The organism is Clostridium estertheticum, from assembly GCF_011065935.2.
Taxonomy (GTDB): Bacteria; Bacillota; Clostridia; order Clostridiales; family Clostridiaceae; genus Clostridium_AD; species Clostridium_AD estertheticum_A.
Window position 1 is genome coordinate 185,601 of record NZ_JAAMNH020000001.1, and the last position, 26,729, is coordinate 212,329.

Below are 26,729 nucleotides of genomic sequence, written 5' to 3' on the forward strand. Positions count from 1 at the left end.
ATAGAAATTAATGGTTATGATAAAATATTAACAAGTGAACTGTAAAACATGAAATAAATAACAAAATCTTATTTATAACACTTGTGGACTAAAATCAAAGGGGGTGGATTTTTGAGGAAAGGTAAAGAAGTATTTAAAGTTTTGTTACTTATATTCCTTACTATAATTTTAAGTGGGGATTTTAAATATGTAATGGCAGTAGAACAAACCGTCAAGGTAGCTTTTGTAGGAGTAGACCATTCTCCATTAATTGAAGGGGATAGTGAAAGCTTTTATTTAACCGCTGTGGGAGCTAAAAAAGTCAAATATAGAGTTTTTTTATTGGATGTTAACATGAATAAAAAAATAGAAATTACTAAGGGTTATACAGAAGCTTTAGATGCTACTAAACCTTATATAATTAGGCCCAGTGAGAACTTTAAATTAGGCAAATACAAGTTTATAGTTTGGGTTAAAGAAGAAAGCTCTGTAAAAAATTATGATAGTGAGTATATAGCTAGTTTAAATTGTGTAAATAGAGATGATAATAATAGGGTGTATTCAGCAGGTGATATTGACATTTCCAGAGATGTTTACACAGTAGGCGAAAAGGTAATGATAAATGGAATTAAAAATATTAGCGGCATGAAAGGTCCATATACATATAAACTTCATGTATACGATACTGAAACCAATGAGTGGATAATAGATAATAAGGGGTATAGAAATAATTTAGAATGGGTGCCTACAAAAGCTGGAACTTACGTTTTAGTAGTTTGGGATATGTCTTATAACTCTACACTCTGGAAGAACTTAATGAAAAATCCGGAAAGCAGGTTATATGAAGGCTGGAAACTTAAAGTTATCACAGTAAAAGATGCAGAAAAAAATGTACAAGTATCTTTTGTGGGTGTTGGGCATTCACCACTAGTAGCAGGTGAAAAAGAGAAATTTTATCTTACTTCAAAGTATGCGGAAAAGGTTCAATATAGAGCATGGATATATAGCGAAAACACAAAGACCTGGGAAGATATTACTAATGGTTATACTCCTTTAGTAGATGCAGATAATCCCTACGAAATTTCTCCAGATAAGAAGTTTTGGGTTGGAAAATATAAACTTTGGATATGGGTGAGGGGCGAAAAATCACTGAAAGAATTTGATAATTATAATGTTTCTTATCTGAATTGTGTTGGAAAAGATGATGGCGAGAGAGTTTATACCATAAATGATATGAATATAGAGAAAAGCACATTTAAAGTAGGAGAAAAAGTGACAGTAGCTGGGATTAAAGATATAAGCGGAATGGTTGGGCCATACACGTACAAGCTTCACATTTTTAATACTACAACAGGTAAGTGGATAATAGATACTAAACCATATAGAGGGCAAGCAGAATGGACGCCCACTGCTGCTGGTACATATGTTTTAGATTTATGGACAATGTCTTCTAATTCTACACTATGGCAAGTTATGAAAAATGATCCTAGCCAAAAACTCTATGAAGGCTGGAAATTGAAAGTTATAAAAGTTATTCCTCAAGATGATCCAGGAACTGTAGTGGAACCAGCGAGGCCTTATACTGCAGTTAATAGTTTTTCAGAGTTATATACGGCTATAGATAATAAGTATGATGTAGTAATAAATGATCCTAAGGTAGCTGCAGTATATGACAAGGCGAAAAACATTGTAAATAATATAACTAACAGCAATATGAGTGAATTAGAAAAGGAATTAGTTATTCACGAATATGTTGTGAAAAACACAGCCTATGATTATGATAATTATATAAAGGAAACAGTGCCAGAGGACTCTTATACAGCTTATGGAACATTAATTATTGGAAAGGCTGTTTGCCAAGGATATGCTGATACAATGAAGTTACTATTAAATTTAGCTGGGATAGAGGCCCAAGTTGTAGAAGGTTATGCAAAAGAACCTCATGCTTGGAATATGGTAAAAATTGAGGGAGAATATTATCATCTAGATGCCACCTGGGATGACCCAATTCCAGATGCTGGGGATAAGGTGACATATACTTATTTTAATTTATCTGATGATCAAATCTCTAATAAATACCATGAGTGGAACAAGAAAAATTATCCAGTGAGTGTCAGTGACAGATTTCAATATCTACAATCAATGGAACATGCTGTCATAGATGGGACTTGGATATATTTTACTAATCCACTAAATGACAATAAATTATATAAAATGTCACTAGACGGAAAAATACAAGCGAAACTTGTTGATTCAGAAGCTTGGTATGAAGCAATAGATGAACAGTGGATTTATTACAGTAACTATTCAAATGGGGGATTTTTATACAAGATAAGAAAAGATGCCCTGGGAAATACTAAGTTAAATAATGAATGGTCTGTTGACGTACAGGTTCAGGGTGATTGGATATTATATAAAAACAAGTTGGAAAACAGAGTTTATAAAATGAAAAAAGATGGAAGCGAGCGACAATTAGTAAATTAATCATCTAAAAGAATAAAAGGCATTAATGAAGTGGTTGATTTTTAAAAATTAACCACTTCATTAATACTTAAGTAAGTTTTGGGGTAAAAAATCTAAAGGTTTACAATTAAACATTCATGGGGGGCAAAAAATTGAAAAAGAAAATGTACATAATAAGTTTTGTGGTATTGTTTTTTACAATAATAGGATTTCAATACAAAGTGGAATATGATATAAGGTCACAACCACCATCGGATAAATGGAGTAAAGAGGTGGCCATTTCTAAAGGCAATGTTACATCCTTTCCTAAAATATTAAAGAATGATAAAAATAACATTGTAGCATTTAATGATGGGGAGAAGTTACAGCTTGTAGAAACAGATGATTTAGGGAAAAAAATTGTGGAGAAAACCTTTGAAACCAAGACCACTTTAGTCAAAGAAGTTAATTTGTTAAAGGTACAAGATTTTTTTTATCTTAGTTACAATTCTTATGAGAATGGTACTAATAGCTTGAAAATTATAAAATTGGATAAAGAACTAAAGGAGCTAGAGACAGCAAGAATAGAAAATATAACGGAGACCTATCAAATCGGTGAAGATATTTTAATAGTAGGTTATAAGGACAAAATTCAAGTTTTAGATATGACTAAGGATTCTAAGATGGATTTTAATATAAAAGGAGCAACCTTATTTTCAGGTGTGAAAACTGAAAGTGGATATATCTTTACATATTCTAATGGAGAAGAAGGTTTTAGTTATATAACGGTGCAGGGTGGAGTGGCATCATCGCCTAAATTAGCAGGTGTGCTAATCAAAAGTGGAGCTATGACATTCTTGCACACTGCCACCTCTAGCGACAGTAAAAACGGATATTTATTAATTGAATACAGTGTACAAGGAGAAATCGTAGGGAATAGAATTCTAGAATTTGCACTAGATGGAAGCAATAAAAACTCTAGTGATTTGTACATTAATGATAATAAAAATATATATAATGTGGTTGGTACTTATTCCAAGGACGGTGCTAGATTTTTTGCCACAACTGAAAGAATATTTGGAATTAAAGATAGTCAACAGAGTATAGTTGATTTTATTTTAAAGGATAATAAGGTAGCTAGCTATAGCTATGTAACAAGATTAACGGGACTTACTACTTATCCGGCAATAAGTGGAGACACAGTTGCATACGCTAGTTATAATAAAAAAGACGAATATGGGGTTTACCTAGGATCACAAAATGAAGAGTTTAAGAAAGCTAACAACGTCCATTTACCTATAGAAACAAAGCAAGCAACCACAAATACTCTGCAAGGGTTTGTATATAGCTTAGTTTATTTAATATATCCTATTAAATGGCTAATGCCTACAGCTTTTTTAATATCTATTATGACTTTTTTTTCTTATAGTTTTACAGATAAAAAAAAGAAATTATATTTCATACTTATTTCAATTGTGAGCTTTGCATTAAAAATATCAGTTATATTGAGTAATTCCTATGGAGATAAGATCTATTTACTTCCACATGTTTTAGCACATAAATGGATGGCAATATTGACTGGCATTGTTATAAGTACCTTATGCTATTCTTTTGGATATAACCTATATAATAAAGATTTAGAAGCAATGCCAATTAGCAAATTTGGTATAGCTTTAGTATTAGACACAATGTTAACTATGATGATATTTGTACCGTTCTTTTTAACATTTTAAAAAGTACTAAAGCGTATTAGGCACAATTAAATAAAAGGTCCCACAAACATAAAAAATGTTTGTGGGACTTTTTCATATTATATATATCTAAACCTATAGTGGCAATAAATTTTCATTATAGTATAGGAGAAAGTAATCTTGACACAGATTCCTTGAACTTAACAATAAAACTTCTATTAGTATATTTTTGGAGAGTTAACTCATCACAAAACTTTAAATCATCATTAAAAAAGCCATCTAATTTAGAAGTTATATCTTTATCATATATAAAAGCATTAATTTCAAAGTTCAGAGTAAAGCTTCTAATGTCAAGATTAGCAGTACCTACGGAACTTATAGAACCATCAATAGAAAGGAATTTACTATGGAGAAAGCCCTTAGTGTAGGTATAACATTTGACACCAGATTCTAGTAGTTCTCCCATGTATGATGTAGAGGCCCAATAAACAAAGGGATGATCTGGTTTACTAGGTATAATAATGCGTACATCCACTCCAGACAGTGATGCTATTCTTAAAGCCTCTAATATACTATCGTCCGGAATAAAATAAGGAGTTTCAATAAAAATATTTTTTTCAGCTTTACTAATCATTTTCAAATACCCATTTTTAATAGAAGTGAAAGTTGAATCAGGGCCGCTTGAAACCATTTGAAGACCTGTTTTACCAAGGTGGGTTCTGTGAGGGAAATATCTGCTATCAAAAACAGAATCTTCATTGGCAGCAAATCTCCAATCCATTAGGAAGTGGAGTTCCAATGCGTCTATTGCATCTCCTTGTATGTATAAATGGGTATCTCTCCAAAATCCAAATCTTTTAGAAAGTCCTAAATATTCATCACCAATATTAAAACCACCTACAAATGCATACTTCCCATCAATAGTGCAAATTTTACGATGATTTCTAAAGTTTACTCTAAGATTTATATAAGGAAGAAAGGGGGGAAAGAAACAAGCGACTTTTCCGCCAGCCTTAGTTAAAGAAGCGAAAAAAGACTTAGAAACTTTAAGGCATCCCATACCATCATAGAGTAATTTTACTTCTACCCCTTGTTTAGCTTTTCTACATAGAATATCAAGAATAGTATTTCCTAAATTATCATTTTGAATTATATAATACTCCATATGAATATATAATTTTGCATCTTCAAGGTTTTTTTTAAGTTGATCAAACTTTGATTTACCATCAATAAATATAGTTACCTGGTTATTATTAGTGTAAAAGGCATTATCGCTGCAAAGATTGAGTTCCATCATATCAGAATATTTACTTAAAAAAGGATTGGTTTTAATTAGTACTTCATTATTTAAAAAATCCTTTTGCTTATCTATAATAGAGGTAAGATTTTCTTTTTCCTCTTTTTTTAGCAAAAACATTCTTTTTCTTTTCAAATTTTGACCAAGAAATAAGTACAATATAAAGCCTATGCTTGGTAAAAATAGTAACACCATAAGCCAAGTCCATGTGCTTGCGGGGTTTTTCCGCTCAATAAAGACAACTGCTAAGGCAAAGAGGATATTTATAAAAAACAACAAATTGAAAAAACGTAATAGCAATTCACTAGTAAACATATGAGCCTCCAAAAAATTCATTATATATTATAACTATAGTATACAGATAAAAGTGTATAAAGAAACATGTAAAAAATAAAAAATATATGATTTTTATAAAAAAAATCTAAAAAAATAAATATTTCAATTTTATAATTTATAATAGTAAGGAAGTAGTGAGTTATATGGTATAATAATAGTAAATTGCTAAAGCCAATTTATGGGGGATAAGGGTATGGGCGGAGTTCATAGAAAAGTTAATGAGGAAATAAGCCAATCCTTAGAACTTATAAAAGAATTAGAGAATGTGGTGAATGAGATTCAGAAAAATGAAGCCCTATTCCATTCTGATATCCAAAATATGTCATTAGAGAGCAAACTGTGTATATTAGATAAATGGGTTAATTACGTAGGATGTTATAATGGACTGAATGAAATTAGGAAAAAATATAAAAATGAACTTATATTAAAACATACTGAAGATTCACACACTAAATTTAAAAATATATTATTAATTTATGCTTCCACCATAGCAATACGTAAAAACTCTGTATTATTGGCAAGCATCATTGAAAAAAACAAGTATCTGGAGTCAATGTTAAATGAAAGTAGGCCTGAATACAATATTAACAAAAAACAATATTATCACATTACACAAGAAATTACAGAAATTTCTTATATGATATCACTGTTTAGAAATAAACACTACTTTGATTTTATGGTAAATTACTATGAGGTTTCTGGTTACGTGCGAGATGAAATTGAAAGAGAATTATTAGATTATGCAAGTTATAATTATTTAAATGTAATAAAACTTGTTAGAAATCATAGGAGTATTGTTTTTAACAATATGATTGATTTTTTTGGGAAAAACGTTTTTGATTTTTGGTTCCCATTTCAAAAATGGGTTGCTATAAGTATTACTGGAGTAGATTACTCTAGTAGAAAAGAAAAGTATGTTAGCAATGAAGACATTAATATTATAAAAGCTGAATTGCTACCAGGTGATGTACTTTTAAAGAGAAATAATTACCAATTAACCAACATAGGATTACCTGGATTTTGGACTCATTCTGCCATTTATATAGGTTGCTTAGAAGAACTAGATGAGTATTTTGTGGACATACCTCTAGATGGTTGTTGTTTGTGTGTGTCAGAGTATTTAAAAGTAAGTTATCCTAAAGTATATGATAGTTTATGTGAAATAAATAATGGACAATATATTATAGAAGTTATTGCTCCCGGTGTGGTAATAAATCCCCTAGACTCTATTGCAAAGGTTGATTATTTTTCGGCCTTACGCCCTAAACTGTCTAAGGAAGATAAATTAAAAGCATTATTTGTAGCTTTTGAATATTTAGGAAAGGCATACGATTATAATTTTGACATTATGACAGATAACTCTTTGTTTTGTAGCGAACTAATTTATAAGTCTTATTTATGTTCAAGCAATAAGAAAGGACTTACATTTATATTAGAGCCAAAAGCAGGGAGATTATTACTTTCACCCAATAGCATTATCAAAAAATTTGATGTAGAATTTAATAGTGAAAATGCAGAATTTGAGTTTGTACTATTTTATGATGGTAGTGAAAGAGAAAGAAAAGCTATAAGCAAAAGTGCAAAAGAATTAAGCGCAACTTGGAAGTTGAATAAGTGGAGAATTGTAAAACGTAGGATTATTTTAAATACACAAACAAGGTATCCTGTAGTAAAGTTTCATTCAGTGTTATCAAAGTTAAGAATTATTTTATATGGTATGTTTTATTAATCGGGATATATGTATATAATATAAAGTATGTATTAAAAAACACAGTTAAAATATTAGATTAAACTCTAAAATAGAAAGTAGGATAAATAATAAATATGAGAAATATAAAAATTGTAATAGAATATGATGGTACTAAGTATAAAGGATGGCAAAGACTTGGAGATAGTGATAATACGATTCAACACAAAATAGAAACCGTTTTAAGCAAAATGGCGGGGGAAAATATCGAAATTACCGCGTCTGGTAGAACAGATGCAGGAGTACATGCAACAAACCAAGTAGCGAACTTTAGAACAGAATCTAGTATGTCAGACCATAAAATGCGTAGTTACTGTTATGAATATTTACCAGAAGATATTGTAGTGAAATCAGTTGAAGAAGTTGATATGAATTTCCATGCAAGGTACAATGCCAAGGTTAAAAAGTATGTTTATAATATTTGTAATAATAAAGCACACAATGTATTTAACAGAAAATATGAATACCATATACCACAACCTTTAAATATTGAAAAAATGAGAAAAGCATCAGAATATTTAATAGGAGAACATGATTTCCAAAGTTTTACAACGCTTAAAACTAAGAAAAAATCAACTGTAAGAAACATTTATACTATAAATATTGTGAATGAAGATGGAAATATAGAAATTAGTATTCAAGGAAATGGATTTATGAAAAATATGGTAAGGTTAATAGTTGGAACTCTTATTGAAGTAGGTCTGGGTGAAAGACCCGCAGACGGAATCAATGATATTTTAGATAAAAAGGAAAGAAAATATTCAGGACATATTGCACCAGCTAAAGGATTATTTCTAGATGAAGTTAATTATTAAAAATTTAGCTGCGTTGTAACCACAATTTGCACAAAGATTAAATGTCTATAAAAATTAATTTAATATTATACCTTGCCTCTAAATGTGTTAAATGGTTAGAGACAAGGTATTTTTTATAACTATTTTTTATATATATTAACAGTATTCTAAACGAATTTTGTTACTATTGTTAAAGGATTATCAGAAAAAAATATATTGAGAAGCATTTATAAAGACATGCTTTACTATAATATTGTATTGTTGTATGATAATGTTAGTAAATATCTAATTATAGTATGAAGGTGGTACCAAGTGGAAAAGTTGTATATTAACATTGATAATACTGAATATCTAAAATTTAAAGTAATGGATAATATAAAGAATAATGGTTATAGTAGTAATTATTGGGGGGGAGACTTTATTTCTATTCCTGCTATAAAAAAAATATCTAATTGTATCGTTGATCTTATTGAAGGTATTAATGGGGTAGAAAATCAAGCAGAGTACACAGAAATTTCATCTATAATTATTAATAATATGATTAAATATATTGAAGTGCAAGGCATTGAAAAGCTTAATATTGGATTTATTATAGGCACGTTTAAGTGCTATAGAAACTCATATATTGATGTTGTTTTAGAAGAGGATTGCCATAATAAAAGTAAGCTGAGAATTACTAATTATATAGAGAGATTTTTTGATAAATTAGAAATAGCGGCTTGTAGTGAGGAATTATTCATTGGAAAAGTAAAGAAAACTGAAGATGCACTAAGAGAAAGTGAAGACCGTTATAAAAAGCTTATAGAAGTCATGCCAGATGCTATGTATGTTCATGACCATGGCAAGATAGCTTATACAAATAAAGCTGGTGCTAAGCTAATGGGATATTTAGAGCCGGAAGAAATATTAGGTAAATCATCCTATGAATTGTTAGAAATCGACGATTATAATAAAATACTAATACAACAGCAAGATGATATTACCATGAGAAGTGGCTATTTATCTCCTGTTGAAAGAAAATATTTTAGAAAAAGTGATGGTAAATGTTTGGAAGTAGAGACTACAGCCACTGTAATAACATCTGATAGTGAAAAAATAATTTTAAGTATTACAAGAGACATATCTGAGCGTAAAAGGATAGAATTTTTAAAACAAAAAGTTAGGCAAAAGACACTTTTACTAAATAAAACTATTGAATATAATAAACTAAGAACAGAATTTTTTGCCAATATATCCCATGAATTAAGAACACCACTAAATATGATACTGGGATCTATTCAACTTGTAAACATTACAACCAATGATAAGGTAATAATAAACCCTGAAATTAAGATTGAAAAATATATGTCCATCATAAAGCAAAATTGTTACAGATTAGTGAGGCTAGTAGATAATCTCATAGACATTACAAAAATTGATGCAGGCTACTTAGATATTAGTTTGCAAAATGGAGACATTGTAAAAGTAGTAGAGGATATAGCGTTATCTGTAGTAGAATATGTTGAGAGTAAGGGTCTAGAACTTATTTTTGACACTGATATTGAAGAAAAGTTTATGGCCTTTGATGCAGATAAAATTGAAAGAATTATGTTGAATTTAATATCCAATGCTATTAAATTTACTAAGCCTTGCGGGAAGATATATGTTAACATACAAAACAAACAGGAAAATATAGTAATATCTGTAAGAGACACAGGAATCGGTGTGCCAATAGAAAAACAAAATGAAATTTTCGAAAGATTTATTCAGGTAGATAAATCACTATCTAGAAAACAAGAAGGTAGTGGTATAGGTTTATCACTAGTTAAATCATTAGTTGAAATGCATGAAGGAAAAATATACATCAATAAAGAAATAACTGAGGGTACCGAATTTGTCATTGAACTGCCAGTTAAAATTTTAGATAATATAAAAGCAAGTAATGAAATTTACAATTCAGCTGAAAATGATATCGAAAGGATAAAAATCGAGTTCTCTGATATATACTCATAAAAGCCATTAAGGGACTAATATTATTAGTCCCTTAATGGCTTTTATAAGCTTAAGTATAAACTAGATAATTATGTGCCTTTTATAGTTGCAAAGACAAATTACAGTATACCTTCATTTTTTAATATATCTTCAATTTCATCAACTTTTTTAGAGAGGATATAAAAACTTTCTTTTAATACATTCTTTGGAAGAGGCATTTCTTTTATAGTTTTTTCTAAGGCTTCTATAGTTTCTAGTGCATCATCAATTCCCTTTTGTGCTAGCTTTATATTGTTTTCTTTCATTTTTCAATCTCCTTTAACTTTTGTTTTGTGTATACTCAAATTTTAACATTAGTAATTACTAATTTCAAATGAATTAGAATTTCTATTTTATAGGAAATTATGAAATTAGCTTTTCTTATTCTTATAAACCTTATTTTTAACATCTTTTAAAATAGAATCTAGACCCTTGAATTTTAAGTCAGGAAAGGCTTTTATAAGCCTTGAATAATCGGGACATTTTTTTATAAACAAGGAATCATATTTTATTTTCAATTCTTTTATAATATTTTCAATTTCAGATTTCTTCTTGCTTACTTTCATTTCAGCATTTTCTATTAACCCATCCAACCTAATTTTAAGTTCAAATATATCTTTAGTATTACCTAAATTTAATTTAAAATCTGATAGTTTTTCAGTTAAATCTGAATATGCTGTATTTAATTGAGTTAAAAGAGATCTTAATTTAAATATTGTTATTACAGTAATTGTAAAATCAATTATGAAATATACAAGCGTAATATTAAAAAGTATTCTGCCGGTGCTCGGTGGAACTAAATTTACTATATGTGCAATATAGGGATGAACTACCTTTAAAATGAACATGGAAACAAGCCCCCATATTAAAGAAAAGGATAAGCAAATTCTTCCATGAAGATTATAGGGAGTATCACTGTAATCCCACCAAGTACAATTAAATGCAGTTTCTAGAATATAACCTGTTATGTATTCTAGAAAAGAAGTTAAGAATACTGAACCTAAAAAAAGAAAAATATAATTATTTCCTATAGGTTTTAGCAAAATAATTATTGACAGTGTACCAAAGCCGTAAATAGGACAAAAGGGACCATGGAGGAAGCCTCTATTAACGAATTCCCTTTTGTTTATAGTCGCATATACTGTTTCAATGCACCAGCCCATAAAGGAATAGATAACAAAATAATAAAAAAATGTAAATACACTAGAATTTAATAAGGATGTATTAATCATATATTGGCTCCTTTTTTAGTGTTAATGACATTTAAGATGATGATTAATCGTATATTCAACAAGAAAATGATAACACAAAAAGTGTTTTTTTTATAGTAAATAGAATGAATAAAATATTAACACATGCAATTATATACGAATAACAACATATATATTAATGAAGCACTGATGATTTATTTAAATTTTAGGAGGAAATATATGATAAATATCATTTGGTTTTTAATTTTGTCCTTAGGAATAGTTATTGGAATTTTAACAGGAAGAGGAGAAGTTTTATCAAAGGCAGTCGTTTCATCAACATCTGGTGCTGTTGAACTGGTAATGGGCCTGGTTGGAATGATGTGTCTTTGGTGTGGCATAATGAAAATTGCTGAAAAAAGTGGACTAACTGATAAATTGGCAAGTGTACTTAAACCAATTTTAAAAATTGTATTTAAGGAAGCTGGAAAAAACCAAAAGGCAATGTCTAGTATTACTATGAATTTAACAGCAAATATGATGGGGTTATCAAATGCTGCCACTCCTTTTGGTATAAAAGCTATGGAGGAGATGCAGAAAAATAATAAGGTCAAAGATACAGCTAGTAATGACATGGCATTATTTTTAGTTTTAAATGCTGCCTGTATTCAGTTTTTGCCTACAACAGTGATATCTATAAGAGCTGCTTATAATTCACAAAATCCAGCAATTATTATATTGCCAGCCATAATTGCTACAGGTACTGCTGCAATTTTAGGGGTAATTTATTGTAAAATTTTGCAACGCTACTTTTAATAGCATTTAAGAAGGAAAATTTCTTTAAATGGTTTAATGTAAGAATAATAAATATTGATATTAAAATTTAATGGGGTGGGTGAATTAAAGTGATTGTGGGCAATTTAGTATCATATATTTTAAAAGGAATAATTCCAATTATTATTGGATTTGTAGTAATTTACGGAGTTATTAAGAAGGTAAAGGTATACGAGTGCTTTGTTGAAGGAGCAAAGGATGGAATAACTATTTGTCTGAAAATTTTTCCGTACCTTTTAGCTATGATTATAGCTGTTAATGTATTTAGAGCTTCAGGGGCTTTAGACTTTTTTATTTATTTAGTAAAACCGGTTGTTGTGTTTATTGGACTCCCACCGGAGGTTGTTCCCCTAGTTTTAATAAAACCTCTTTCAGGAAGTGGGGCGCTGGGAGTATTTACTGACATCATAAAACAATATGGAGCAGATAGTTACATAGGAAATGTGGCATCTATAATAATGGGCTCAACGGAGACTATCTTTTATACCTTGACAGTATATTTTGGAGCAGTAAATATAAAAAATATTAGGCACACACTATTTGCAGCAATACTAGCAGATATAACAGCAATTATAATGGCGGTTAACTTAGCTAAGTTTTTCTTTTAATGAAAGCTCAACAGCAACGGAAACTAGGTCGGAAACACAATACCCAAATATGACAATATTATAACATATATTGTAAAAAAGTGAAAAGTGTGATAGTATAACTGTGGATATATTAGTTTGTTAAAAAATTAATAATTGTTATCTGCCACAGAGAAAGGCAAGGAGGAAGAATATGATTGAAATAATTGATGTGAATAAGAGTTACAATGGCAAGGATAAAGCAGTAGACAACATAAGTTTAACTATAAGAGATGGTGAAATTTTTGGATTTCTAGGTCCAAATGGAGCAGGTAAAACTACTACCATAAAGATGATTACAGGAATATTAAGTGCTGATAGCGGAAAAATCACTATTAATGGAATCGATATAGAAAAAAATGATTTAGAGGCTAAAAAACAATTTGGCTTTGTGCCAGATAATCCGGACATGTTCTTAAGACTTAAAGGTATCGAATATTTGAACTTTATGGCAGATATTTATGATGTACCTAGCAAACTTAGAAAAGAAAGAATTGAAGCCTTGGCAAATAGATTTGAAATGAGTAATGCACTTTCAGATGGGATTCAAAGTTATTCTCATGGCATGAGACAAAAAATAATTATTATGGGTGCCCTTGTTCACGAGCCAGAAGTTTGGATTCTAGATGAACCAATGACGGGGCTTGACCCTAAATCTTCATATGTTTTGAAAGAAATGATGAGAGAACATGCAAATAACGGTAAAAGTGTATTTTTCTCAACTCATGTTTTAGAAGTAGCTGAAAAAATATGTGATAGGGTTGCAGTAATAAACAAGGGGAAAATGTTGTTCTGCGGAACACTAGATGAACTAAGGGAGCACTTCAAAGCTAGTGGGTCACTTGAAAAAATCTTCTTGGAGATGACTGAAAATGAGTAAATTTGTAGCTTTAACTAGGGTGCTATTAAAAACTGGAACTGGATCCTCCGGTGGCAAGAAAAATAAAAAACAAATAAAAGGGATACTTCTTGGACTGCTTTTAATCATAGCGCTCACACCTATGGCAATAGGGTTTGGAAAGTTTATATCTGCGGCCTATGATGGATTACATGCCATGGGACAAGAAGCAGTTATTTTGGGCTTTGGATTGTCTGTAGTATGTGTGGTTGTTTTTTTCTTTGGAATTTTTTATGCCATGGGTATATTCTATTTTTCTATGGATGTAGAAAATTTATTACCGCTACCTTTTAAGCCCTGGCACATTATGGGGGCTAAATTTGCTGTAGTATTAATTTATGAATACCTTACTGAGCTTATATTTTTTCTGCCTACAATAATTGCTTATGGTATAAAGAGTAGCGGTGGAGTCTTGTATTATATCTATGGAGTTATTATATTTTTATTATTACCTATAATCCCATTAGTAATGGCGTCTGTTATAAATATGATTATAATGAGATTTACTAATATCGCAAAAAACAAGGACAGGTTTAGACTAGTAGGTGGACTTATAGCAATGGGTTTTGGTATAGGAATTAATATTTATACCCAAAGGTTTGCACAAGATATTAGTGGAACAGAAATTACCAAAATGTTTGCAAAGGGAAATAATTCACTAGTTGATTTGGTAACAAAAATGTTCCCTAGTACTAAGATAGCTGTAAATAGTCTAATTAAGACATCTAATATTCAGGGGTTTATCAATTTGATTTTATTTATAATAATAACAGTAGCTGCATTAATGATATTTATAATATTAGGTCAAGCATTGTATTTTAAAGGGGTTATGGGAGTATCTGAAACATCTTCAAAGAGGAAAATCCTTACCAGCAGTGAACTTATAAAAAATACAACGCAAAATTCTTCTTTAAAGGTATATACATTTAAAGAATTAAAATTATTATTTAGGACGCCAATTTATTTTATAAATTGTGTTATTATGAATTTTTTATGGCCAGTGTTTTTACTTATACCAATTTTTGCACAAAAGGGTGGTTCAGCGCAACTTAACATGTTAACTGAGTTTTTACAAAACAACAAAAGTTCAGGCATAGCAGTAGGTGCTTTCTTTGCATTTATGGTGTTTGTATCTTGTAGCAATGCAATCGCTACTACAGCAATATCAAGAGAAGGTAAAAACCTGTATATATTAAAATATATACCTATGAAATATAAAGATCAGCTTATGGCAAAGGTATTATCAGCAGTAGTTTTAGGAGTAGCTGGTATGCTTATGGTGTGCTTAATTGCTCTAGTATTGCTTAAAGTACCATTGGATTTAGTTTTATTAATGATTATAGTTGGGTTTTTAGGAATATTATTTACATCCTTTATAGGAATATTTATTGATTTGAATTTCCCTAAACTTCAGTGGGATACAGAGCAGAAGGCTGTAAAGCAAAACCTTAATGTGATTATTAGCATGATTATTTGTGTAGCTTTAGGTGGGATTACAGTATTTATGGTTATCAAATTTGAGCTAACTAAATGGGCTGTATTTGCTTTAATATTAGTATCATTTACAATTGTAGATTTACTTCTATATTATTTATTAGGCACAAAAGGCGTAAAAATGTTGAGGAAAATAGAATCTTAGTATAAAATAATATAACCTAAGTATAATTTTAGAATTTTAGGTTAAAAATATTGACACAGTGATTTAATTGTAATATACTTACTATTAAACAAATGCGATGATGAGAAGAGTAATGGGTCTAAATGTTAAAAGCGAGCTGAGATAGGTGAAAATCAGTAGCATGGAAACTTATGAACATGGCCTCTAAGCAGATTATCTGAATAAGAGTTTGAAAGCATAATTATAAAATATACTTTTGAATTTAATTATTAGGAGAATACGGGTTCAACCGTTATATTGACAGGTGATGATGGTCACCCATGGAGTTCTTTATAGTGATGTAAAGATGAATTAGAGTGGTAAAACGTTAATACGTCTCTAAACAGAAAGTTTTTTCTGTTTAGAGGCTTTTTTTATTTTCCGGGAAATTATAATATTTTAGGATTATTATAAGTTAATTAATATATTTCTACATGTTTTTGTTTTCCAAAAACTTAAAACGACAAATAAATTTAATTTGAGAGGTAGGAGAAAAATATGACTAAAAAAACTTATTACATTACCACACCAATTTATTATCCATCAGCAAATCTACACATCGGCAATACTTATACAACAGTATCTGCGGATGCAATTGCTAGATTTAAGAGGCTTACGGGGTATGATGTAATGTTCTTAGCCGGAACAGATGAGCATGGTCAAAAGATTCAAAGAATAGCAGAAGAAAAAGGCGTTACTCCAAAAGAGTATGTAGATGAAATAGTAGCAGGCATAAAAGAATTGTGGAAAATAATGGACATAAGTTATGATAAGTTTATAAGAACTACAGACGATTATCATAAAAAAGCCGTTCAAAAACTATTTAAGAAGTTGTATGATCAAGGTGACATATACAAAGGTGCATATGAAGGTTGGTACTGCACTCCTTGTGAATCTTTCTGGACAGAGACTCAGGCAGTAGATGGAAAATGTCCTGATTGTGGAAGACCAGTAGAGAGAGCAAAGGAAGAAGCATATTTCTTTAAAATGTCAAAATATGCGGATAGACTTATAGAGTACATTGAAGCTCATCCTGAGTTTATCCAGCCAGAATCAAGAAAGAATGAAATGTTAAATAATTTCTTAAGACCAGGTCTTCAAGATTTATGCGTTTCAAGAACAACATTTAACTGGGGAATACCAGTAGAATTTGATCCAGGTCACGTTATATATGTATGGGTAGATGCTCTGTCTAACTATATAACGGCCCTTGGATATAATGGAGAAGATACTTCCCTTTATGAAAAATACTGGCCAGCGGATGTCCACCTAATAGGTAAAGATATACTAAGATTCCATACAATATATTGGCCAATTATGTTAATGGCATTAGAACTTCCTCTTCCTAAACAGGTATTTGGTCATGGCTGGCTTCTTTTTGATGGTGGAGTGAAAATGTCAAAATCTAAAGGAAATGTAGTAGACCCAGTAATACTAGTTAATCATTTTGGAGTAGATGCGGTAAGGTATTATTTGCTTCATGAGATACCATTTGGTTCTGATGGAATATTTACTAATGAAATATTCATAAAGAAAACAAATTCGGACCTCGCTAATGATTTAGGCAACTTGTTATCAAGAACTGTAACAATGATAGAAAAATATTTTGATGGAGTTATTCCAGCACCCTCAGAAAGTGCAGATGTTGATAATGAACTAATAGAACTAGCACTTGCAGTGCCAGGTAAAGTAGAGAAGGCTATAGATGAGCTTAAAATTCCTGAAGCATTGGATCACGTTTGGGCACTTATTAGGCGAACTAACAAGTATGTAGATGAAACTTCACCATGGATACTTGGAAAAGATGAATCCCAAAAGGGAAGACTTGGTACAGTACTGTATAATTTAGCAGAATCATTAAGAATGACATCAGTGTTAATATCAGCATTTTTACCAACTACAAGTGGTAAAATAAATGATCAACTAAATGTAGAAGCAACTACCTGGGACAGTTTGGCATCCTTTGATGGAACAAGTGCGGGAACAAAAGTTAATAAGGGTGAAGTAATGTTCCCAAGAATAGATGTGGAAGCTAAAATAGAAGAGCTTAACAAACTTGTAGAGGAAAATAGGAAAGCAACACAAAAACCTACTATGGAGAAAGTAAAAGAAGAAATAACTATAGAAGATTTCGAAAAAATAGATATGAGAGTGGTTAAAGTATTAGAATGTGAACCAATGAAGAAATCTAAAAAACTCCTTAAGTTAAAAGTAGATTTAGGCGGAGAAATAAGGCAGGTAATATCAGGAATAGCCCAGAACTATAAACCAGAAGAATTAATTGGAAAGTATGTAGTCCTAGTAGCTAATTTAAAGCCTGTTACACTTAGAGGTGAATTATCACAGGGGATGATCATTGCAGCAGCGTCTCAGGACGATAGTAAGTTATTTGCAATATCAATACCAGGGGAATTGCCTACTGGAAGTACAGTAAGGTAATTCCAGTAGACAAAGCATGAAGTGCTAGTAAATTAGGCTTCATGCTTTTGTATTTAAAATAACACAGTCTATTGAATTTTAATAAAGTTAGATTTATAATTAGTAATTGTAACTATTTCAGAGAATAGCAAAGATCAAAACAATTAATAATTGTTTTGTACTACAAAGAACCGTGAGGGGAGATACAATTGAAAATTGTTTCGTACTCCAGAGAACGGCAAGGAGGAAAAATAATATGAAATTTCTTATAGGTTCCTTAGTTGGAGCTGTTATCGGGTACATAACCAATTGGTTAGCTATAAAAATGTTGTTTAAGCCACACAAAGAGATTAGAATCGGTAAATTCAAAGTTCCATTTACCCCAGGACTTATACCAAAAGAAAAGTCTAGGATAGCTAAAAGTGTAGGTGAGGCCATAGGCCAGAATCTTTTGACGAAGGAAACAATTATACAGTCATTATGCAGTGAAAATATGAATGAACAATTGGATTCTTGGGTGCAAACTAAAATTAGTGCTATAGAAAATAGCGAGGCTACAGTAGAAAATGAGATAAAAGGCTTATTAGGTGATGAGTATTCTAATTTTTTAGGGAATACTAATAGTAATATTTCTAAATTATTTATTGAATATATAAATGAAGAAGATGCTAAACAAGCCATTGCTAAATATGTAAGCACCCAAATAATGTTAGAATTAACAGCATCGCCACAAGCAATTTGTGAAAGTGAATTATATAATTCAATAAAAAATAAGATGATAAGTGCGGCTATTGAGTATAAGGGTACAGAGGGTTTTTACGGAGAGATTCAAAATATATTAGATGAAAAGTTAAATGACTTAAAGGTTTTAGATAAGAATTTTGAGGAAGTTATACCTAAAGGGATAATAGATAATGTGAAAGTATATGTTTATGGCAAAAGATATGATATAGCTATGGCAATAAAGAAAATAATGAAAGAAGAAAAAAATAGGAAAAAATTGAGGAAAATTGTAGGAGAAACAATAACAACTAAACTAAATCCCATGATAGCAATGTTCGTGAATGCTGACAATACTTATGAAAAAGTTGTTACGGGTATAAATGAATTCTTAGATGAAGATGAAAACCATAATGATATTGCACTAATTATTAATGATATAATAGACAAGTTTTTGAAGAGCTCAATATCTAGCGTGTTTTCTGAATTTTCTAAAGAAGGTATTGACGATGGGTTAAAGCCTCTAATTGATTTGTTTACAACAAAGATTGTAGATGAAAAACTTATTAGAAATACCTTTGATAAGCTTGAGGATAAGTTTAATAATTATATATCTATTGAGGCGGTACTGGAAACAACAGGAATAGATTATAAAAATGCAATAGAAAAAATTATAAAGAGTCGAATAGAAGCTATGGCGGAAAGCAATTCTGTTAAAATAAAAATCACAGAAATAGTTTCATTGTTAATTAATAGATTGTTAAATGTTGAGATTAAATCAATATTTGTGGGAGAAGGGGACAAAGTATCTAAGTCTATTTCTAAAGTGGTTAAAGAATTATACAATAAATTTATAGAGAATAAGGCTGCTGATGTAATTGAAGTGTTAGATGTAGCTAAAATAGCTGAAGATAAAATTAATGAATTTGATGTAGCTTTTTCAGAAAAAATCATACTGGAAATTGCTAGTAAAGAGTTAAGCGCAATAACTTGGCTAGGAGCACTGCTAGGAGCAATTATGGGATTACTATCTCCTATATTAGGTTCACTTTAACGACATTTCAGTGGGAGGATAACAATTGAGAATTGTTATCTGCTCCAGAGGTCTACATGGGGGTAAATCTCCTTCTGAAGTAGTTAATTGTAGCTTCGAGGATGATGATTTAATACATTGAAAGGAAGGTGAAAGCTGTAATTAAACTTATGAAATTATTGAGTTTAATACAGTATTTATTATGATATTTGATTCACATGCACATTATGATGATGATGCTTTTAATGAAGATAGAGAAAAAATAATACTGGGATTAAAGGATAAGGGTGTAATAGGGGTTTTAAACTGTGGTGCATCATTGGAAGGTGCACGAAGGTCAGTAGAATTATCAAGTGAATATGACTTTATATATTCGGCAGTAGGAATCCATCCTGAGTATGCAGGCATTGTTAATGAGGAAGTTATTGAAGAACTAAGGAATTTAGCTCAAAACCCAAAGGTAAAAGCAATAGGAGAAATAGGGCTAGATTATTATTATGAAGAAAACCCACCTAGAGATATTCAAAAGGCTGCATTTAAACTTCAAATGGAGTTAGCAAGAGAACTTAAATTACCGGTGGTTATACACGACAGGGATGCTCACAAAGATACTTTAGATATATTAAAGGAATTTCCTGAGGTTATTGGCACCGTTCACTGCTTCTCAGGAAGTGTTGAATTTGCTGTGGAATGTTTAAAGTTGGGGTATTATATAGGATTTACTGGAGTCATAACCTTTAAGAATGCAAAAAAAATAGCAGAGGTTGCAAAGGTTGTACCAATGGATAGGATACTAGTAGAAACTGATTGTCCATATATGGCACCAGAACCAAATAGAGGTAAAAGAAATCAGTCTGATTACATTGAGTTCATAATAGAAAAGATATCAGAAATCAAGGGCAAAACCATAGAAGAAATAGAAAATATAACAATTTTTAACATAAAAGAGTTGCTAAAAATAAACAAATAGTATATAATTATTAGTAATTCTATCTGTTGGAAAAAAAATACAATAAATCTGTAATTAAAATTATGTAAAGTACATATAATTTTAATGGTAAATACTATTTTACTAATTTACCCTGAAAGACTGGATTAATCATTTTATTTTTAAATTATAATATAATATAATTTTATATTATAATTGTATGCACAATGATGCATTTACAGTCAAAACTAAGAGTAATGGGGAGGGAATTTGACATATTTCTTGCTTCAAGGTATAATACCCAAGTACTCTTGACTAAGGGAGGGAATTTTTATGATGAAAAACGCGAAAAATAATTTGAAGTACTATTTTTCAAACGGGCCCAAGACAGTTTTTATAGTAATGATGTTATTAACATGTATTACGGTGACTATATTTAACATGAAAAAAGTTATATCGGTTATTGTTGATGGAAAGTCCATACAAGTTATAACTTTAAAAAGCAATGTTAATCAAATACTAAAAACTAATAATATAGCACTAGGGGCAAAAGATCAAATAACAGTTAGTTTAGACAGTGAAGTAAAAGACGGAGACAAAATATATATAAAAAAAGCTGTAAATGTTAAAGTTAAAGTTGATGGGAAAGAATTGAATATTCAAACTGCCGAAAATACAGTAGCAGATATGCTGAAAGCAGAAAATATTGTATTAAGTGGTGAGGACAAGGTTACCCCGTTAAAAAGTGATTCGCTAAAATCAGGGTTACAAGTACAAATAACAAGAGTAAACACTGATGTTCTTCAAGAAGTTAAAGCGATTGACTTTGCAACTGAATTTAAAAACAGCAACGAATTGGACAAAGGTGTAAAAAAAGTTATTCAAACAGGAAAAGCGGGTCAGAAGGTTATTACTTCATCTGTTGTCTATGAAAATGGCAAAGAGGTATCTAGAAAATTAGTAAGTGAAAAACTTAAATCACAGCCGGTTAAGCAAATAGTTGCACTAGGTACTCTTGGTGTATATACACCATCACGTGGAGGCGACATTCATTATACTGAAAAGCTTAGGGTTAGGGCAACAGCATATAATGCTGATTTTGATAGCACTGGTAAAAGCCCTGGTGATTCTGGCTATGGTATAACTTCCACTGGAGTGAGGGCAAAAAGAAACACAGATGGCTATAGTACTATAGCTGTGGACCCTAGAGTTATTCCACTGGGAACCAAGCTTTGGGTAGATGGATATGGACTTGCAATTGCTGAAGATATAGGTGGAGCAATAAAAGGTAATCATATAGATTTATATTTCGATTCAAATAATGAAATGATGGATTGGGGATCTCGGAGTGTCGATATTTATATTTTGAAGTAGGAGCATTAGCTCCTTTTTTTTGCTTTATAGTTCACTAATAAATAGTGTTCACTATTTATAAGTAAAATGATATTATAGATACAGTAATAAAAAGAAATACTAAAGGATATCTTTATTTTTTATTAATATATAATAGTAAGTGCCTTAGATTAGTATGGTATGGAGGATGACATGGATAATATTATGATTAAAGAAGTAATAGTAGTTGAAGGAAGAGACGATGTTACAGCGGTTAAAAGAGCAGTAGATGCTGAGCTAATTTCTGTAGGTGGTTTTGGAATCAACGAAAAGATAATCAACAAAATAAGAGAAGCTCAAAAACGAAATGGCGTAATAATCTTTACTGATCCAGACTTTGCTGGAGAAAAAATAAGAAGAATTATTTCCAAAAGAGTAGCAAATGTAAAGCATGCATATATATCTCAAAAGGAAGGTACCAAAGATGGAGATATTGGTGTTGAAAACGCATCACCTGAAACAATATTAAGAGCTCTAGAAACTGCAAAATTTGAAGTTCAAGAGAAAAGAAGTGAATATAATATAAAGGATATGATATTTTTCAAGTTGACAGCCGATAGTAGAGCAAAAGAAAGACGGGATGCACTAGGGAAAGAATTAGGTATAGGATACGGTAATTCCTCACAATTTATAACTAGGTTAAATAATTATGGAATTGTAAAGGAAGAATTTATAGAAGCCCTTAAAAAGATAGATAAGGAGATGGACTATGGAAAATTTAACCATTAGCGAAGTTGCAAAGAAATATGAGTTTAGGTTTAAAAAGGGCCTGGGTCAAAATTTTTTGATAGATGACTCTGTGCTAGAAGACGTGGTTAATGGAGCAGAGGTTAATGAAGAGGATTTTATTATAGAAATAGGACCGGGGTTTGGAACATTAACTAGAGAACTTTTAAAAAGAGCTAAAAGTGTTTGCGCAATTGAATTGGATGAAAAGCTTTTTCCCATTTTAGAAGAGGAACTTAAAGATTACAATAATTTTGAGCTTATTCATAAGGATGCTCTTAAAGTAGATTTTAATGAACTTATGGGGGATGAAAAATCCGTAAAGCTGGTGGCTAATTTACCATATTATCTCACCACTCCAATAATTGTTAACTTACTTACCAAAGGTTATGATTTTAAATCACTAACTATAATGATACAAAAGGAAGTTGGAGAAAGGATAGACTCTGATCCCGGCTGCAAGGCTTATGGAGCCTTTTCAATATTAGTTCAATACTACTGTGATACAAAAATTATACGATTAGTGCCACCATCAGCATTTATTCCACAGCCCAAGGTAGAATCTATTGTTATTAGATTAGATAGATTAAAGGAGCCCAAGGTTAAGGTTAAAGATGAGGCCTTATTCTTTTCTATAGTAAGGAAATCTTTTAATATGAGAAGAAAAACTTTATGGAATGGTATCAAAGATATTGGTATTGGTAAAGAAGAATTACTAAAATGTTTTGAAAGAGCAAACATTGATTCTAGTAGAAGAGGCGAAACACTATCACTTCAAGAATTCGCGTTGCTTTCAGATGAAATAGGGTCTATAAAATAAATTTCCAAATGTTGTTCACTTTTTATTACATACTTCATATAGTATAATGAATAAGTTTTATATGGAGGTAAAAGAAGGTGACACCTAAAAAAAGTTATAGTAGGTACTTTATTATATTGCAAGAAGATGAAAAAGGTTATTCTTTAGACTCTGATAAAATTCCTTCCGGTTATGCAAAGTTAGAAATGAAAAATAATAAGTGCAAGATTTCATACTATGTGCAAAACCTAAGGAAAGAGAAACAACCTTATTACATGATTTTAATATGTGGTAAAAAAGATGTGAATAAAATTGTAAAACTGGGTAAATTGAACATAGACGATTATGGTAGGGTAGACATTTCTAATGAATATGACATGGAAAATATTGCAGATACGGGCATATCAGCTGAAAAGATTGTTGGAGCTGCAATTGTGAAATTTCTAGATACCAATGTGGTATCAATAATGAGCGGATTTTCAACAACAGACAAACCAAATGAATGGAGAAACTATCAATTAGCAGATTTCAATAGTGGAAACAAAGAAACAAGAACGGATGATATAATTAATGAATTTGATGAATATGAACAAAATATTGAATTAATTAAAATAAAAAATGATGAAGTAGTTGAACATTCAGGAGCTCAAAACAATGTGGGTGAAGAAATAAATACGGACCAAAGAGGTAAAGTTGAAGATGTTGAAATTTCAGATGAATTAGAAGAGATTAAAGCTAAAGAGCCGGAAGCCAGAGAACCAGAAGCCAGAGAACCAGAAGCTAGGGAACCAGAAGCTAGAGAACCGGAAGCTAAAGAACCGGAAGCTAGAGAACCAGAGGCAAAAGAGCATGATGATGTTTCTGATGGAAATAGAAATAAGGATAAAAAACAAAATAAAGAAGAGCAAGAAAACAAGCAGAGTGATTATGATAAATGTGAATATCCTAAAGGTGCTATGGGAAATTTCTTTAAAACAGTAGCACTAGGTTTTGATGAAGCACCTAATTTTTCTAAAGAAATGAAATGGTGCAAATGGTATAAAGTACCTGTGAATACTCTAGAGAGTATGTATGACTTCAGTGACTATAATAAATATACAATAGCATATTATCCTATGATTTGTTACTATCCATATATTAGAAACTATAAACATTTTATGCTAGGATATAAATGTGACTCCACTGGAAAAATGAAATATATTGTTTATGGAATACCTGGAAGCAGATCTAAAGGTCATCAGCCCTATGGAGGCAAAACTGGTTTTGTATCTTGGATTGCGGATAGTGAAAATAGTGAAATGGGGCACTGGCTGATGTTTTATGATTTTAAAAAATCTACAATTGTTGTCCCTTTAAAAAAATAATATATGAAATTAAATGTGCGACTATATAATTTAGTCGCACATTTAATTTTTTAATATTTTTTTAATATGTATCATATAGTATATTAATATTAATATAGGGAGGGGCATATTGAGGATTATATTTATAAACAGAAAAAAACTTGGAATTATAGTAATACTAATGGGCCTTATGATAACACTTTTAGGAATATCAAAAGGATTCGATAAACAATTAAAAACCACCATTCTTGTAGAGCATAATATTAATTTGCTAAATGATTTCCATGCTTTAAATGGGAAAGTAAGTTATAAATTACCAGAAGGATGGACAACTAAAGAAAAAAAATTTTCTGGTGGCGAGATTATATATCACAATGATTTTCAATCATCAGATGCAGTAATTCATGGATTTGTAGAAGTGTGGACAAGTAAACAGAATTTGAAAACATTTTTAGATAATAGTAAAAAAATATCTCAGGAGCAAAATGCAATTAAAAATTATAAATTAGACAGTGTTATTATAAATGGTAAAAAAACATATTTAGTGCAATACTTAATTAATGTAACTGATAATAATTGGTACAAGGTCTATGAGTATTTTATAGATGATGGAAGTGAATTTTATAGATTTTCATTTTTCACAAGGAATGTTAATTTTAAAGAAGCTTTTGGAGCTATTTATGAAAGTATAGTGGAGACATTTAAAATTAATTAAAGTTGCTTAAAACTTTTTAAAGTATTATAATTTAGCTAATGTCATTTTAAAAGAAGAAGTTATAACTAAGGAATCCATAGCTACATTGTAAGTGTATATAGCGTCTTTAACGAACTTTTAATTAAGAGGAGTATTATTGTTCTCTTAATAATTGATTGTGCTAGGTGGCTTAAATAATAAGATTAAGGCAAATTAACTAGTAATATACAATTACATCTGATAGTTAGGATAACAATTGATGATTGCTATATCCCGCAGAGAGTAGCGAGGAGGATAACAAATGCACAAAAATAAAAATAAGCTCCTTATATTTTCATTTATAATCATAGCCGCGTTTATATTTACAGGATGTAAAAGATTTGATGGAATTAAAGTAAAGCTTGGAGTAAAGAATAATGATTTTGAATATATTAAGCAAGGCAGAATTAAAAAGATAATAATACAAAGTACTAGGGATAAAAGTTTTAGATTTGTGGTTACGGATGAGATAGCCATAAAAGACTTGTATGAAATTTTATCAACATCTAAGGAAGTTGGTGAAAAGTCAACACTTGAGTCTGATTATATATTTGAAATGTATGAGGGCATAGATAAAGTTCACAAATTCAACTATATAGCAGGGCTTGATGAAAAAGATGGAGCCAATTTGTACAGCACAGATAAGAGTTATATTGTATCTAAAAGAATTGATAATGATATAATACAAAACTTTTGGAATATTAGAAAGCCTATAGATTTTAAAACTGTATATTATGATTCAATTTCAAAGGTATTAGATAAGTATGTAAAGAGTAATGCTAAAGTTGATGATAAAGGCAAAAAAATAGGTATTGATATAAGTGAAGATAATAGTGTAGCTAAATTTGTACTATCAACTGATTTAGAAACCTTTAAAAGTAAAATACTAAATGATTACAATGCTGTCCTACTAAAAGGTAAAAGTGCAGATTATGATGTATTAATAAAGGTTAAAACAGAAGGGTATAAAGCTACCATATACAAGTCCTCTGTTACAATTAAGACTGCACTTAGTGAGAAAGAAAAGTTATATTACGTAGTAGCCAAATATGATAAAGGACTATGGAACATTGAAACTTTTGAAGATAAAAAACCTGCCAAATTTTAAAGATAGTTAATTAAGTCAATCAAAAAAA

21 protein-coding genes are annotated in these 26,729 nt (G+C 30.4%); 18 read left to right on the forward strand and 3 right to left on the reverse strand.

Features of this window, described 5'->3' with window-relative positions:
- The first annotated feature begins 111 nt into the window (after positions 1-111).
- Entirely contained in the window at positions 112-2,463 is a 2,352-nt protein-coding gene (locus G9F72_RS00940; protein ID WP_164957038.1) for a DUF5050 domain-containing protein, read from the forward strand.
- Between the two features lie 131 nt (positions 2,464-2,594).
- Positions 2,595-4,154, forward strand: coding sequence for a hypothetical protein (locus G9F72_RS00945; RefSeq protein WP_164957037.1), 1,560 nt, complete (start codon positions 2,595-2,597; stop codon positions 4,152-4,154).
- 115 nt (positions 4,155-4,269) lie between these two features.
- Here the strand turns inward: G9F72_RS00945 and cls are convergent, their stop codons facing one another.
- Positions 4,270-5,724 (reverse strand): cardiolipin synthase, encoded by a 1,455-nt coding sequence (gene cls, locus G9F72_RS00950; protein WP_202054844.1) that lies wholly within the window; start codon positions 5,722-5,724, stop codon positions 4,270-4,272.
- A gap of 214 nt (positions 5,725-5,938) precedes the next feature.
- On the opposite strand from cls, the gene G9F72_RS00955 reads away from it, so the two are divergent.
- From G9F72_RS00955 to G9F72_RS00965, 3 genes are all read left to right on the forward strand, one after another.
- Entirely contained in the window at positions 5,939-7,474 is a 1,536-nt protein-coding gene (locus tag G9F72_RS00955) for a YiiX/YebB-like N1pC/P60 family cysteine hydrolase (protein WP_164957035.1), read from the forward strand.
- A gap of 95 nt (positions 7,475-7,569) precedes the next feature.
- A complete protein-coding gene (gene truA, locus G9F72_RS00960) occupies positions 7,570-8,307 on the forward strand; it encodes a tRNA pseudouridine(38-40) synthase TruA (protein ID WP_164957034.1) in 738 nt (245 codons plus the stop codon).
- 291 nt (positions 8,308-8,598) lie between these two features.
- A complete protein-coding gene (locus G9F72_RS00965; RefSeq protein WP_164957033.1) occupies positions 8,599-10,278 on the forward strand; it encodes an ATP-binding protein in 1,680 nt (559 codons plus the stop codon).
- Between the two features lie 98 nt (positions 10,279-10,376).
- On the opposite strand, the gene G9F72_RS00970 is transcribed toward G9F72_RS00965, so the two are convergent.
- Positions 10,377-10,562, reverse strand: a complete 186-nt coding sequence (locus tag G9F72_RS00970) for a hypothetical protein (protein WP_164957032.1) — start codon at positions 10,560-10,562, stop codon at positions 10,377-10,379.
- 105 nt (positions 10,563-10,667) lie between these two features.
- Positions 10,668-11,528 (reverse strand): putative ABC transporter permease, encoded by an 861-nt coding sequence (locus G9F72_RS00975; RefSeq protein ID WP_164957031.1) that lies wholly within the window; start codon positions 11,526-11,528, stop codon positions 10,668-10,670.
- Between the two features lie 198 nt (positions 11,529-11,726).
- On the opposite strand from G9F72_RS00975, the gene G9F72_RS00980 reads away from it, so the two are divergent.
- The 13 genes from G9F72_RS00980 (at position 11,727) to G9F72_RS01040 (ending at position 26,701) form a co-directional block, all read left to right on the forward strand.
- A complete protein-coding gene (locus G9F72_RS00980) occupies positions 11,727-12,302 on the forward strand; it encodes a nucleoside recognition domain-containing protein (RefSeq protein WP_164957030.1) in 576 nt (191 codons plus the stop codon).
- Positions 12,303-12,397: 95 nt separating this feature from the next.
- Entirely contained in the window at positions 12,398-12,928 is a 531-nt protein-coding gene (locus G9F72_RS00985; RefSeq protein WP_164957072.1) for a spore maturation protein, read from the forward strand.
- 172 nt (positions 12,929-13,100) lie between these two features.
- Positions 13,101-13,826, forward strand: coding sequence for an ABC transporter ATP-binding protein (locus G9F72_RS00990; RefSeq protein WP_164957029.1), 726 nt, complete (start codon positions 13,101-13,103; stop codon positions 13,824-13,826).
- Complete coding sequence (locus G9F72_RS00995) at positions 13,819-15,483, forward strand: putative ABC transporter permease subunit (protein WP_164957028.1); 1,665 nt, start codon at positions 13,819-13,821, stop codon at positions 15,481-15,483. Before G9F72_RS00990 ends, G9F72_RS00995 begins: the two co-directional genes overlap by 8 nt.
- A 516-nt stretch (positions 15,484-15,999) precedes the next feature.
- Positions 16,000-17,940 (forward strand): methionine--tRNA ligase, encoded by a 1,941-nt coding sequence (gene metG, locus G9F72_RS01000; protein ID WP_164957027.1) that lies wholly within the window; start codon positions 16,000-16,002, stop codon positions 17,938-17,940.
- Between the two features lie 235 nt (positions 17,941-18,175).
- Positions 18,176-19,693 carry a DUF445 family protein gene (locus G9F72_RS01005; protein WP_164957026.1) on the forward strand — a complete coding sequence of 506 codons (1,518 nt, stop codon included), beginning with the start codon at positions 18,176-18,178 and terminating at the stop codon, positions 19,691-19,693.
- Positions 19,694-19,874: 181 nt separating this feature from the next.
- Complete coding sequence (locus tag G9F72_RS01010; protein WP_164957025.1) at positions 19,875-20,642, forward strand: TatD family hydrolase; 768 nt, start codon at positions 19,875-19,877, stop codon at positions 20,640-20,642.
- A 291-nt stretch (positions 20,643-20,933) separates the two neighbouring features.
- Positions 20,934-21,974 (forward strand): 3D domain-containing protein, encoded by a 1,041-nt coding sequence (locus tag G9F72_RS01015; protein WP_164957024.1) that lies wholly within the window; start codon positions 20,934-20,936, stop codon positions 21,972-21,974.
- A 183-nt stretch (positions 21,975-22,157) separates the two neighbouring features.
- Positions 22,158-22,721, forward strand: a complete 564-nt coding sequence (gene rnmV, locus G9F72_RS01020) for a ribonuclease M5 (protein WP_164957071.1) — start codon at positions 22,158-22,160, stop codon at positions 22,719-22,721.
- Positions 22,702-23,538 (forward strand): 16S rRNA (adenine(1518)-N(6)/adenine(1519)-N(6))-dimethyltransferase RsmA, encoded by an 837-nt coding sequence (gene rsmA, locus G9F72_RS01025; RefSeq protein ID WP_164957023.1) that lies wholly within the window; start codon positions 22,702-22,704, stop codon positions 23,536-23,538. The genes rnmV and rsmA overlap by 20 nt, the downstream gene beginning before the upstream one ends.
- A 77-nt stretch (positions 23,539-23,615) precedes the next feature.
- Entirely contained in the window at positions 23,616-24,881 is a 1,266-nt protein-coding gene (locus G9F72_RS01030; RefSeq protein WP_164957022.1) for a hypothetical protein, read from the forward strand.
- 109 nt (positions 24,882-24,990) lie between these two features.
- Entirely contained in the window at positions 24,991-25,575 is a 585-nt protein-coding gene (locus tag G9F72_RS01035; RefSeq protein ID WP_187356053.1) for a hypothetical protein, read from the forward strand.
- Between the two features lie 280 nt (positions 25,576-25,855).
- On the forward strand, positions 25,856-26,701 hold the full coding sequence (locus G9F72_RS01040; RefSeq protein WP_164957021.1) for a hypothetical protein: 846 nt from the start codon (positions 25,856-25,858) through the stop codon (positions 26,699-26,701).
- Positions 26,702-26,729: the final 28 nt, after the last annotated feature.